The sequence below is a fragment of the Butyrivibrio sp. WCE2006 genome (assembly GCF_000701985.1).
Taxonomy (GTDB): domain Bacteria; phylum Bacillota; class Clostridia; order Lachnospirales; family Lachnospiraceae; genus Butyrivibrio.
In genome coordinates, this window is the sequence record NZ_JNKH01000007.1 from 30280 (window position 1) to 42844 (window position 12565).

Annotated in this window: 11 protein-coding genes; 10 read left to right on the top strand and 1 reads right to left on the bottom strand. The window is 38.9% G+C overall.

Translation table 11 applies throughout. The features are described from left to right. The first annotated feature begins 7 nt into the window (after positions 1-7). The 3 genes from T501_RS06535 to T501_RS06545 all read left to right on the top strand — a co-directional run bounded on the left by T501_RS06535 (position 8) and on the right by T501_RS06545 (position 4407). Entirely contained in the window at positions 8-1657 is a 1650-nt protein-coding gene (locus T501_RS06535; RefSeq protein ID WP_026511352.1) for a sensor histidine kinase, read from the top strand. After that, complete coding sequence (locus T501_RS06540) at positions 1657-3117, top strand: response regulator transcription factor (protein ID WP_044913914.1); 1461 nt, start codon at positions 1657-1659, stop codon at positions 3115-3117. The genes T501_RS06535 and T501_RS06540 overlap by 1 nt, the downstream gene beginning before the upstream one ends. Positions 3118-3414: 297 nt before the next feature. Next, positions 3415-4407, top strand: a complete 993-nt coding sequence (locus T501_RS06545) for a DMT family transporter (RefSeq protein WP_044913915.1) — start codon at positions 3415-3417, stop codon at positions 4405-4407. A gap of 55 nt (positions 4408-4462) precedes the next feature. Here T501_RS06545 and T501_RS06550 read toward each other — a convergent pair whose 3' ends face one another. Then, positions 4463-5470 (bottom strand): LacI family DNA-binding transcriptional regulator, encoded by a 1008-nt coding sequence (locus T501_RS06550; protein ID WP_044913916.1) that lies wholly within the window; start codon positions 5468-5470, stop codon positions 4463-4465. Positions 5471-5672: 202 nt separating this feature from the next. Between T501_RS06550 and T501_RS06555 the strand changes: the two genes are divergently transcribed. From T501_RS06555 to T501_RS06585, 7 genes are all read left to right on the top strand, one after another. Next, entirely contained in the window at positions 5673-7061 is a 1389-nt protein-coding gene (locus tag T501_RS06555; protein WP_044913917.1) for an acyclic terpene utilization AtuA family protein, read from the top strand. A 42-nt stretch (positions 7062-7103) separates the two neighbouring features. After that, a complete protein-coding gene (locus T501_RS06560; protein ID WP_026511359.1) occupies positions 7104-7493 on the top strand; it encodes an AtuA-related protein in 390 nt (129 codons plus the stop codon). A 4-nt stretch (positions 7494-7497) separates the two neighbouring features. Next, entirely contained in the window at positions 7498-8703 is a 1206-nt protein-coding gene (locus T501_RS06565; RefSeq protein ID WP_044913918.1) for a CaiB/BaiF CoA transferase family protein, read from the top strand. A 196-nt stretch (positions 8704-8899) separates the two neighbouring features. Next, positions 8900-9373, top strand: coding sequence for a methylglyoxal synthase (locus T501_RS06570; protein WP_026511361.1), 474 nt, complete (start codon positions 8900-8902; stop codon positions 9371-9373). A 155-nt stretch (positions 9374-9528) separates the two neighbouring features. Next, positions 9529-10290, top strand: coding sequence for an acetolactate decarboxylase (locus T501_RS06575; protein ID WP_197027929.1), 762 nt, complete (start codon positions 9529-9531; stop codon positions 10288-10290). Between the two features lie 255 nt (positions 10291-10545). Then, complete coding sequence (locus T501_RS06580) at positions 10546-10905, top strand: hypothetical protein (protein WP_026511363.1); 360 nt, start codon at positions 10546-10548, stop codon at positions 10903-10905. 178 nt (positions 10906-11083) lie between these two features. After that, positions 11084-12451 (top strand): sodium-dependent transporter, encoded by a 1368-nt coding sequence (locus T501_RS06585; protein ID WP_044913919.1) that lies wholly within the window; start codon positions 11084-11086, stop codon positions 12449-12451. Positions 12452-12565 lie beyond the last annotated feature (114 nt).

Sequence of the window (12565 nt, forward strand, 5' to 3'; positions counted from 1 at the left end):
TTACCTTATGAAGATAAAAAAATATCTTATAAAATTTGTGAATCTATTCAGGATTAATAGCAAATTCACTTTCATAATACTTGCGCTTACATTTGTGCCGATTGCGATTTTTTCCGGGGTGCTTTTCTATAATCTTGAACACGATGCCATAAAGGAAAGTCACAACTACATGGAATCAAAGATTCTAAGGGATCTTGGACGAATAGAGACCAATATTGAATCTATAAATATGTCCACAAGATTTTTCCTTTCAGATGAGGGACTTGTAAGTATCCTTACAGATTCCTACAACGATGTGGACGTAGATACCAGATCCATTTTGGAATTCTATAATTCAGAGATTGCTGATCTGGAGAGGCTTGTAAATAATAACCCACTTTTATACTCTGTCCGCGTATTCTCTGTCACCGATAATGTGCAGGAGATGATGCCCATTTTATATAGTAATTCAAGAATGCATAAGCTGGAGTGGGCTGGCTCAAAGGATCCTACCGGCTGGCATTTCGGATATTATGACACGATATTCTCATCCCTTATATCAGACCAGAAAAATGAGCTGGCTTCACTTGTGACTAAGGTTGAAGGATATAACAAGGAAGCCATCGGATACGTTGAGGCTGTCATGACAATGGAATCCATGTTTCCTGGAATTTATGAGGATATAGAGGGTGAATGGAGTTTTTTTACCGACTATGAAGGAAATGTTATCTTTGGCAAAACAAATGAAGATGAACAAAAAATAGTAAATGCATTCAAGACACCTCTTGAGGATAACAAAAGTCAGATTGTCTATTATAAGAAAGGCGGAAAATACGTAACAATTGGAAGATATCCGGTAAAAGCCATGAATGGTGTTGTGTATTCTGTTCAGGACATAACAGACAATATTGTGGCTGTGTACAGACGGCGCAACATGTTTGTATTCATTATGACGATTGTGCTGCTGTTAACTGCCGTGCTCATAGACCGTATGGTCCGCAATTTCCAAAAACAGGTTCTTGAAAAAAATTCCGAGATAAGATTTTTACAGAATCAGATAAATGCTCACTTTATCTATAACATCCTTGAAGCAATCAAGATGATGGCTGAAATTGATGAAAAATATGAGATATCAGATGCCATAACATCCCTTGGAAAACTTATGAGATACAGTATAAAGTCCGCTTTGGGAAATGTGAGGCTAAGTGAGGAGCTGGAGTACATTAAAAACTATGTTCTTTTGATAAATCTCAGATATGATTTCGAAGTAATCTTATCCTTCAATATTCCAGAGGAACTTATGGATCAGGAGATTCTTAAGATGTCTCTGCAGCCTATAGTTGAGAATGCTGTATTGCATGGAATAGAGCCGGTTGCTGAAGACACGACAGTTTATATTAAGGCATGGGAAGAGGATAACAATTTTAAAATCGAAATAACTGATTCCGGCAGGGGAATGGACAAAAACACGCTTGATAATCTGATGCGTCATATCCATGGCGAAATAGAAGAGACCGGAGGAAGCGGAAACGGAATCGGACTTAAAAATGTGGAAGACAGAATAAAGTTGTTCTATGGAGATGAATATGGACTCAGTGTATATTCAGAATCCTTCAAATTTACTAAGGTTTCAATGGTTCTTCCAAGAAAATCATCAAACAGAAAGAGTATTACATAATGGAGACATTACTTATTGTAGAAGATGAAAAAATGATCAGACAGGGCATAAAAGCGATGGTTCAGAGAAGTGGTGTGCCTGTTGATACTATATTTGACTGCTCAAACGGAATAGATGCACTGAATCTTCTGGCGGAAAGGCATATCGATGTAATGCTTACTGACATAAGAATGCAGAAGATGGACGGAATAGAACTGGTAAGACGTGTCAACGAAATGGAGGATAAACCTCTCGTTGTAGCGATAAGCGGTTATGATGATTTCACCTATGCAGTTGAAATGTTAAGAAACGGAGTAAAAGAATATCTGTTAAAACCTGTCGAGAGAGAAAAAATCACAGAAGTTCTTAAGAAATTAAATGAAGAACTGGAACAGATGAAATATGAAGATATCACTGAAAAAGAGCTTGGGATACGTCATATAAGAGAATTGATCGACAATAAAGCCATGGATGAATCCATGAGAAATATTATCATCAGTAAATGTGAGCCTATTTTCTTTGATGATGAGTATAGGATATGCATTTGTAACAGCGAGCCGGACACAGAACAATATGAAGGCATGGTGCTGTCTCCGGATGAAAATGGCTGTGTGATCATACTAAAGGACAAATATGTTAATGATTTTATTGAAAACGAAATGTATGAGAAATGTGTAGGGATAGGTGGACTTCATAAGGGACTGATAGAACTTGGGGATGCCTATAAAGAAGCAGTTTCCATGCGAAAATTATCCTTTATCAGTGACAAAACCTGCATCTATGGCAAGGATGAATGGAGTGTTGTTAACGATAATCTCAAGGAAAAAAGCAGAGAATTATTATCTGATACCGAGCGAACCAAAAGACTTCAGATCATAGGAACAGATAAGACTGATGATGCCATAGATAAATGGAAAAAAATCTTCAAGGCTTTTAAAGACCGCCAGCTCGATGCAGACGAATTTTCAAATGAAATAGGGGAAAGTATATCTCAGATACCTGATATCTATAGAGAGTACATTACTGACAATGACGCAGTTATGGTAGAAAAGCTTAAAACGCTCAATGATTTTGAGAATTTAACCGACTATCAGACCTGTTTTATGGAGTGGTTACTGGACCTTAGTACACGGCTTGGCAATAGGCCTGATGACACCAATATCAGACAGAAAATACTACTTGCACAGGATTATGTAAAAGAGAATTACAGAAGCGATCTGAACATGGCAGTAGTTTCAAATTATGTCTCAATGAATTACTCACTGTTTTCATATTCCTTTAAGCAGTATACAGGCAGTAATTTTGTAAATTATCTGAAGGAAATCCGCATAGATAAAGCCAAAGAACTGCTTGCCCGCACCGATTACAAGATATTGGAGATAAGCCGGATGGTAGGATATGAGAATGAAAAACATTTTATGAAGACATTTAAAGCCATGTGCGGAGTTTCTCCGGGAGAATACAGAAAAAATATGGCCTGAATTTTTTTTCACAATTTAATTGAATAAGCTGGTACAATGCTAGTTATGAATTCAAAAAAAGACATGCAATAAAAGAAGTCAAAAGTTATATTCCAGGGAATGGCGAGGTTGTAAATGCCTATCTTGGAATCGACGCCGGAAGCACCACAACAAAGATGGTTCTTTTGGATGTACTAAAGGGTGAAGGCATCGAATACAAAGTATCTGACATAAAAACCAGGTTCATGCCCAGGATTAAATTCCCCTGATCGTACAGGAAAATATTAGAAAAACGAAATTGAGGCTATTAATTTAATTATGAATCAAAAGGACAAATTCTATACACTTTCACACACGTTAATGCTGCTGGTTGCATCATTTTTCTGGGGGACGACCTTTGTAGCCCAAAGTCTTGGAGCAGAATACGTTGGTGCCGGAACTTATCTGGCCCTGAGAACGTATATAGGAATTGTCTTTTTGCTTCCATTCGTATTATACAGGGACAGAGAAGAATACAAACGATTCGCCGAAGCGCTTTCAGGTAGCGTTATATCAGGTAAAAAAAACAATGATAAGCAGAGAACACATAATAGCGAACATTCCCTAGCACTCAGGAAAAAGCGACGCTTGGAGATAGACGCCTTTATTAAGGGCGGTGTACTTGCGGGATTATTTATATTTTTAGCAAGTTTTGCCCAGCAATACGGCATAGCTTATACATCTGTAGCAAAAGCAGGCTTTCTTACCACGCTCTATGTGGTGTTTGTGCCTGTTATTTCGGTTGCATTTGGGCGCAGATTTGACAACAAGTTATGGATATGTATCGCCTTGTCTGTAATGGGAATGTATCTGTTATGCATGAAGGGCAGCTTCTATTTGGAAAAAGGAGATGCCCTTATGGTTCTTTCTGCCCTGGGCTTCTCAATTCAGATACTTGCAGTTTCAAGGTATTCCAGGAAAATCGATCCAGTTAAGCTGACGCTGGCTCAATTCATAGTTGAAGCTTTTCTTGCAACAATAGTAATGTTTGCGATGGAAAAACCGGATATAAGTTCTGTCCAAAGTGCTTTACCTGCAATTCTGTACGCAGGAGTTTTTAGCAGCGGTATAGCTTACACGCTTCAGTCTTTGGGCCAAAAGAACTTAAATCCGGCAATTGCTTCCATCGCTATGTGCCTTGAAAGCGTATTTGGTACGCTTTCAGGCTGGATAGTGCTTGGACAGAAACTATCGCTCCGCGAAGCGGCAGGCTGTATGTTAATGTTTGGTGCGATAGTCCTGTCTCAGTTTATGGGTAATAATGAAACTTGATCTTGAAAATAAAGCCCGCGAATCTACGCGGGCTTTATTTTCAAGAGTGTCAGCTTTAATATGGACAGCTCTCCCTTACTAAATATTCTGATGAAAATTCTTTGGTATCAGGTGAGTAATTAAATGTAGCTATGGCGCTTGAAATACGTGCCAGGCAGGCATCTGCCATGGCTTCCATAGGAAGGCTTACTACGGATAGAGATGGGATTGAATATTCTTCAAGGTCTCTGGGGCCGCTTCCGATGCTTATGATTTCAATCTGATCAGGAATAGAAATATTCTTTTCGTGGAATGCCTTAAGCGCACCAATGGCGAGTGTGTCTGATGTACAGAAAAGGCAATCCGGAAGAGATGACAATCCAGCGAGACGAGTCCCTCCCTCATAGCCGCCTGCCAAAGTGTCACTTACGATTACTTTTGATATATCGTTAATTCCATGTTCGTTCAAAACAGAACTGAAGGTATTCTCTCTGATGTTCATTCCTTTAAAGTTGGTTTCTGAAGTTAAGATAGCAGGACGTTTGTTGCCATGGCGAATAAATACTTCTGCAGGAATACGACCGATGTCTTTGTCGTTCATAGTGATAGTAGGGTATTTTGCTGAATATCTGTTATATAAAACAATTGGAATATTGAAATCGTTATTTTCCAGAAATGCTATATCGCTTTCCGAGGCATTACAGATTATCAGACCGTTGGTTCCAAGCAGGGTTCTTTCTGTTATGGCCTCATCCAGGTGATTGATGGAGTAAGGCTTTATCTGTAATTCGAAATGATAGTCATTTTTCAGTATGGAATTATGTAAACCATCAAGGAATCTTAAAAGATTATACTGGCGGATGGATGAATCCCATAAAAGAGTGATGACAGGATAACCTTTGAGATTGCTTCTTAACAGCTTCGATTGCATATTCGGAGTATATCCTAATTTCTGGGCAGCGGACATTACTTTCTCTATTGTAGCTTCAGATATTTTTCTCTTTTCACCCATGCCGCGCAGTACGATGGAAACTGTACTTGGGGATAGGGATGTATATTTAGCTATGTCTTTGATAGTTACCATTTTCCAAAACCTCTTTAGATTTTTCTTGATTGTATCATCAGTACGGGGCAAAAGTAAATTTTCTACAGAAATTCAAAATAATGATGTAGAAAGTAATAAAATTAATTAGATACAACGTTATACTATTTACATTTTACTACTAGAGTTATAAAATTCAATTAATAATTACAACGTTGTACTAAATGTATGGAGGAATAGACAGATGAAGAAAATAGCAATCGGTGGAGGTCAGGGTTTTTGGGGAGATTCTCCTGATGCTGCTATACATATGATACGAAAAGCTGATATTCAGTATTTGGCATGTGATTATCTGGCAGAGCTCACGTTATCGATAATGGCGAGACAAAAGATAAAGGATCCCTCAAAAGGCTTTGCACCGGATTTTGTGACAAGACTTTTGAAGGAAGTCGGACGTGAGGCATTTGAAAAGAAGATAAGACTTATTACAAATGCCGGAGGAATGAATGTGCAGGGATGTGTGGACAGCATTAAATCCTGGGCAGAAGGGGAAAAACTTAGCGGATATAAAATCGGATATGTAACAGGTGATGATATAAAGGAGAAAATCCCTAAGCTGATTTCAGATGGATGGGAATTCCCTTCAATGGACACGGCAGGTAGTGATGATACAAACGGTGTATCTTTCGAAAAAATAAAGGACAAAATATACAACTGCAATGCTTATATAGGACACGAGCAGATACAGAAATGTATAGCGGATGGTGCGGATACAGTCATCACGGGAAGGGCTGCTGACTCAGCACTTTTCCTGGCACCCTTTGCACATGAATTTGGCTGGGCAGATGATGATTGGGATAATCTCGCAAGAGGAATAATGGCAGGGCATCTTCTTGAGTGCGGAGGACAAGGAGCAGGTGGAAACTTCATGTATGACTGGAGATCGGTTCCGGATATGGTGCATCTTGGTTTTCCTATCGCGGAGCTTACTGAAGACAGTTTCGAAATAACTAAGGCACCTGATTGTGGAGGCCTCATAACTGAGCAAAGTGTAAAAGAGCAGTTTTTATATGAAGTACTGGATCCTTCTAATTATTATACACCCGACGTTAATGTGGATTTAAGTCATGCAACAATTACTCAAAAAGGAGAAAACCGAGTTTCTGTGGCGGGAATCAGAGGAAAAAAACGTCCGGATACCATAAAGCTTTGCGTTGGTTATCACAAGGGATGGAAAACAGTATCAATGCTTTCCTTTGCCTGGCCTGATGCCTATGAGAAGGCGCAGTACTGCTCAGAGGTCATCATGAAAAAGATGAAAGAGCGGGGTATGAAGGCAGATGATGTCCATATCAGCTTCATAGGACTTGATGCATTGCACCTTGGGGTAGCAGATAAAAGTCCTGAAACTATTGCAAGGCTCAATGAATGTGTAATGAGAATTGCAGTATTTTCTGAGGACAAAAATGAATGTGCAAAGATTATTCCGGAGATCAGTCCCATGCAGTTAAATGGTCCACAGGGAGCTTCATTCTTTGGAGGCAGAGCACATGTTCAGGAAGTAATGGCATTATATCCTACTGTAATTCCAAGAGAAGCATTAAAAGTGGAAAGTCACATTTTAACGGTCTGAGTAATGTAAAACAAATTATGAAAATGGTGAAAGGTGAAAAATATGCCCAGGATTTTTTTATACGATATTGCCCACGGAAGAAGTGGGGATAAAGGAGATACAAGTAATGTCTGCGTTTTTGCCAGAAAACCGGAAGTATACAAGATTATTCTTAGGGAGGTGACTCCAGAGAAACTAAAGAGCTATTTTGGCGATATGGTCAGAGGTGACATAACCAGATACGAAGTGGAAAGCCTTAGCGGGATGAATTTTGTAATGCATCATGCTCTTGGCGGTGGAGCTACTATGAGTCTCAGATTGGATTCACTTGGCAAATCGATGGGATCTGCAGTGATGAGAATGAAGATAAAAGTGTCGGATGATGAGCTTAAAGGTATTCTGGCGAATGGAATGAAGCTTATGCCATTTGAAGACCCTTATGAGGAGGATTGATAACATGGGTAATAATAATCAGCCCCAGGCACTTGAGGGGGTAAGGGTGCTTGACCTTACAAGGGTTGTTGCAGGACCATATGGTGGTAGTATTTTGGGGGATTTTGGTGCAGAGATTATAAAGATAGAAGTGCCTGGCAGAGGTGATGATGCAAGAGGGTACGGACCTTACCGAAATGGTGAGAGCATGTATTTTGCTAATCTGAATCGCAACAAAAGAGGGATGACGCTTAATCTTAAAACTGACGAAGGGAAAGATATTTTTAAAAAGCTTGTTTCAAAAGCAGATGTACTTCTTGAAAACTACAGACCCGGAGTTATGGATAAACTGGGGCTTGGCTATGGTGAACTGAAGAAAATAAATCCGAGACTTATATATGCTGCCTGTTCAGGTTTTGGGAGCTATGGCGAATACAGTCAGAGGCCCGGATATGATATTATTTCGCAGGGCATGGGTGGTCTTATGTCAGTGACGGGAGCTCCCGGTGGAGATCCAACAAGATCGGGTAATGCCATGGGAGATATACTTGGCGGAATGAATATGATAATGGGCGTGCTTTTGGCATTACATGCCAGAGAAAGGACCGGAGTCGGGCAGAGGGTAGATGTGTCTCTTGTGGACTCAGTAGTGGCAAGTCTTGAAAATGCTTATATCAGATTTTTTGAAAGTGGTGAAATACCTGTAAGAAGCGGTAATGCCTATGCATCAATTGCACCTTATGATACATATCATGCAAAGGATGGTCATGTAATAATTGCATGCGGGAACCAGAAACTATATGAGAAATTCTGTAAATTAATAGACCGTGAGGATATGATCACAGATGAGCGATTTCTGACGGTACCTCTCAGAGTAAAGAACAATCTCATTCAGAAAGCTGAAATTGAGAAGTGGACGATTAACAAAACAGTTGATGAAATAGTAAGCATTATACTTGGGGCAGGGATACCTGCAGGTCCTATCTATAATGTAAAACAGATTGTCGAGAACAATCATATCGCAGGTGACAGGGAGATGTTCATTGAGACGGATCATCCTGTTATCGGAAAAATGAAAGTAAACGGCAATCCCATAAAGCTTATGGATATGATGCCCCGGATTAACAGATGTGCCCCGACTTTGGGACAGGATAATCAATATGTATTAAAGGAACTTTTAGATTACACAGATGAAGATATAAATTCATTCACAGAAACCGGAGTAATTTAATATGTTTTCAGAGTGCTGCCTTTGTAGAAGAGTATGATGCATTGCCGGATTAAGAATATTTTAGGATGATTATGTGAGCACCGTAGGGTGTGAACATTAGCAATTAATTGCTTGAATAAAGTAAGGGATGTTGTTAGTATATTACCCAAAACATTATTTTGTTTTATTAAAAGCTTTCTATGGAGGTTTAATTCTCATGTCAGAGACAATTACTTTAACGATTGGAAAACAAAAAAATATAGCGCTTATAGCTCATGACGGTAAGAAGGCTGAGCTGATAAAATGGTGCCAGGATAATGCTGAAACACTAAAACGTCATTTTTTGTGTGGAACAGGAACGACAGCAAGAATGATTACTGATGCTACAGGGCTTCCTGTAAAAGGCTACAATTCCGGGCCTCTTGGTGGAGACCAGCAGATAGGTGCAAAAATTGTTGAAGGGAAAGTGGATTTTGTGATTTTCTTCTCAGATCCTTTAACAGCGGCGCCACACGATCCTGATGTTAAGGCACTTATGAGAATTGCCCAGGTATACGACATTCCGTTTGCCAATAACAAGGCAACAGCAGATTTTCTTATACATTCTACATTTATGGATTCTGAGTATGACCATGAAGTAATAAATTTTAGTAAAAACATTGCATATAGGGCTGAGCACCTGAATAAGTGAAAAACTGTAAGCTATGGGGGCAGTGAAAAAATGAGAAATCATTTTTTCACTGCCCCTTTAAACAGAGCATAATAGCGGCCAAGGATATGGGAATATTTTAGGTTTTCTTAATTTGCAAGCTAATATTTGTAGGAATAAAATCAAAGTATGAAGACATGAAACAGGCAACCCATGATGCAAAGAATAGCGAGGTTGATATGAAAATCTTTCAGGTATCTACTTTACAGGCTCTGATGCTCGGATACTCCCGGGCGGTAATCTCGGTGGAGGAATTACTTAAACATGGTAATTTTGGATTGGGAACATTCACAGATGTAGATGGAGAAATGATCGTACTTGATGGTTCGTGCTACAGAGCTATGGAGAATGGAGATGTGGTGCTGGCGGAGCCGGAGAGAGGTGTTCCATTTTCTACTGTATGTACTATGGATGATACTACTCCCATGGAATTTGGTTACACAGATAACATTGGGGATCTGAAAATAGCTCTCAATAATATCATTGATGAGCATTTTGGTCTTAACAGCATGCATATGGCCCGTATCGATGGTGAATTTGAGCTTATCGATGCAAGATCAGAATCGGGCTATGAATCTGTGCATGTTGATCTTAAAACTATACTCGGAAAAACCCAGAAATCATTTAAATTTGAGAATATCAAAGGAACGCTTGTCTGCGTGTATTTCCCTGATTATATGGATGGGATTAATGCATCCGGCTGGCATCTGCATTTTATCTCCGATGACAGAAAGCATGGCGGACATGTTTTCGAAATAGTCATGAAATCCGGTAAGGGACTTATCTCTAAGATAAATTCAGTAGAACTTAAGCTTCCTGATGAGCCGATTTTTGATACTTATTCGTTAAAACAGGCATCGGAGGAGGAAGTAAAGGCGGTAGAGCAGGGAAAAGGGTAAGAACTTCAGAAATAGAAAAGATTGCACACAAATTAAAAATGCAAGTAACTTTCAAAAATCAGCCTTTTTTATGTAAATTAATTCATCTATTTACAACACGGAATGTATCTGCTATAGTTTCTTCTTGTGTGCCATATGATATGACTACGAGGACGTTAGTAAGTATTTTGTGAGTCTTTTTTAAGGATTACAGCCTCGAAATCAGATTTAGTGGTACATGGCAGAATAAATTGATGATTTACTAGTTTGAAGGATATGATTATCCTGACAAAATATGAGGTGACAGCAAATATGGTAGACAGGGAGAATCTAATAAACGCACTCGCAGCATCAATGGGAGTGGTACAATTTGATGAAACAAAGTACACGGCATCAAGATATGATCCAAAGACAGGTACGCTATATTGTAATGGTATGGCTATATCAAAAGTTACAGCAGATAAGGCAGTAAGATATTTTGAATCTGTTGAGAAGAAATTCAACTCTGATGATCCTGACGGACGAGAGTTAAAAATGATTTATAGATGTGCTATAGAAGCAATCAAGATGATGCAGACAGAAAAGGTTAAAAAACTATTCAGCGGAGACGCTAAAGAATTTGCTAAAAATAAATAAATTCATTTAAAAAGAGGTTCCGGAGTTAAATATCCGGAACCTCTTTTGACTAGTGTAGCTGTCATTAAATGTACTGACAGCGCTGTTAATTGCATTATCTGCATACTTATTATTAAGTTTCCTCCCGAAGAGATAAATGATATAATAAACCTTTGCGATATTTGGGAGGTTATTATTTATGAATGAAGAAAAAAGGGAGAGTTTTGGATCCCGGCTTGGATTTATTCTGGTTAGTGCAGGATGCGCAATCGGAATAGGTAATGTGTGGAAATTTCCGTATGTGGCAGGGCAGAATGGCGGTGGAGTTTTCGTATTATTTTATTTACTGTTCCTGATAATAATGGGGATTCCGGTAATGACTATGGAGCTTGCAATGGGGAGACGAAGCGGGCTTACGATGGTCAGAGGGTATGAAAAACTTGAGAAAGCAGGACAAAAGTGGCATCTTCACGGATGGATATGTCTTGCCGGATGTTATATTTTAATGATGTATTACACTACGGTTTCAGGTTGGATGATGGATTATTTTGCCAGATTTGCAACAGGAAAGTTTATTACCAGGGAATCTGTAGTGGATGTATCGGCAGCTTTTGACTACCTTTTAGCTGATCCGATTGAAATGGGACTATTTACCGTACTTACGGTTTTGATAGGATTTTGTGTTTTAAGCTTTGGTGTTAAAAATGGTCTTGAAAAAGCCAATAAATTTATGATGATAGGACTATTGCTGCTTCTGGGCGTACTTGCAATAAACAGCTTAAGGCTTGAAGGCGGTATGGAAGGACTTAAGTTTTTTCTTTATCCAAATTGGGAAAGAGCAATGGAAGTCGGGCTTGCAAAGGTAATCTCTTCTGCTATGAATCAGGCCTTTTTCACGCTTAGTATAGGAATGGGATCGATAGAAGTTTTCGGAAGTTACATGGATAGAGAAAAAAGACTGATAGGTGAGGCCATCACCATAGCAACGCTTGATACATTAGTTGCTATCATGTCCGGAATAATTATTTTTCCTGCCTGCTTTGCATATGGAGTTGAACCGGCGCAGGGACCGTCACTTATTTTTGCCACACTTCCTGAGATCTTTATCAATATGCCGCTTGGAAGATTCTGGGGAACACTCTTTTTCGTACTTATGACATTTGCCAGTTTTTCAACAGTTACAGCTGTATTTGAAAATATAGTAATAAGTGTAGTTGATATTTTGGGAATAAAAAGAGTGACATCTATTGTGGTGAACTGCATTTTTCTTTTGATTACATCAATTCCCTGCGTACTTGGGTTTAATGTGATAAAAGATGTAACATTCATTGGCGGCAGAAATGTGCTGGATTTCGAGGATTTTCTAGTTAGTAATCTTATTCTTCCAACAGGTGCGCTTATAATTTTGTTATTCTGCGTGACCAGGTTCGGATGGGGATTCGATAATTACCTGGAAGAGGTTAATACGGGTGAGGGCATGAAAATGCCTGCTTCACTAAAGCATTTTTACAGAATAGTTCTTCCTATATTAATTGTTATAATTATAATAAATGGTCTTAAGGCGTAAAAAACTCAAGGGGACGTATCAGAATGGTGAGTAAATCATTCGATATGTCCTTTTTAAATGTTTATGATTAGTTAATAGATTAATTTTGAGACTGAGGGGTAAAATAGTTTTATA

Bases quoted from the DNA above. Each gene is read 5' to 3' on its own strand.
- T501_RS06535 (WP_026511352.1), top strand. From the start codon at position 8: ATGAAGATAAAAAAATATCTTATAAAATTTGTGAATCTATTCAGGATT.
- T501_RS06540 (WP_044913914.1), top strand. From the start codon at position 1,657: ATGGAGACATTACTTATTGTAGAAGATGAAAAAATGATCAGACAGGGC.
- T501_RS06545 (WP_044913915.1), top strand. From the start codon at position 3,415: ATGAATCAAAAGGACAAATTCTATACACTTTCACACACGTTAATGCTG.
- T501_RS06550 (WP_044913916.1), bottom strand. From the start codon at position 5,470: ATGGTAACTATCAAAGACATAGCTAAATATACATCCCTATCCCCAAGT.
- T501_RS06555 (WP_044913917.1), top strand. From the start codon at position 5,673: ATGAAGAAAATAGCAATCGGTGGAGGTCAGGGTTTTTGGGGAGATTCT.
- T501_RS06560 (WP_026511359.1), top strand. From the start codon at position 7,104: ATGCCCAGGATTTTTTTATACGATATTGCCCACGGAAGAAGTGGGGAT.
- T501_RS06565 (WP_044913918.1), top strand. From the start codon at position 7,498: ATGGGTAATAATAATCAGCCCCAGGCACTTGAGGGGGTAAGGGTGCTT.
- T501_RS06570 (WP_026511361.1), top strand. From the start codon at position 8,900: ATGTCAGAGACAATTACTTTAACGATTGGAAAACAAAAAAATATAGCG.
- T501_RS06575 (WP_197027929.1), top strand. From the start codon at position 9,529: ATGAAACAGGCAACCCATGATGCAAAGAATAGCGAGGTTGATATGAAA.
- T501_RS06580 (WP_026511363.1), top strand. From the start codon at position 10,546: ATGATTATCCTGACAAAATATGAGGTGACAGCAAATATGGTAGACAGG.
- T501_RS06585 (WP_044913919.1), top strand. From the start codon at position 11,084: ATGAATGAAGAAAAAAGGGAGAGTTTTGGATCCCGGCTTGGATTTATT.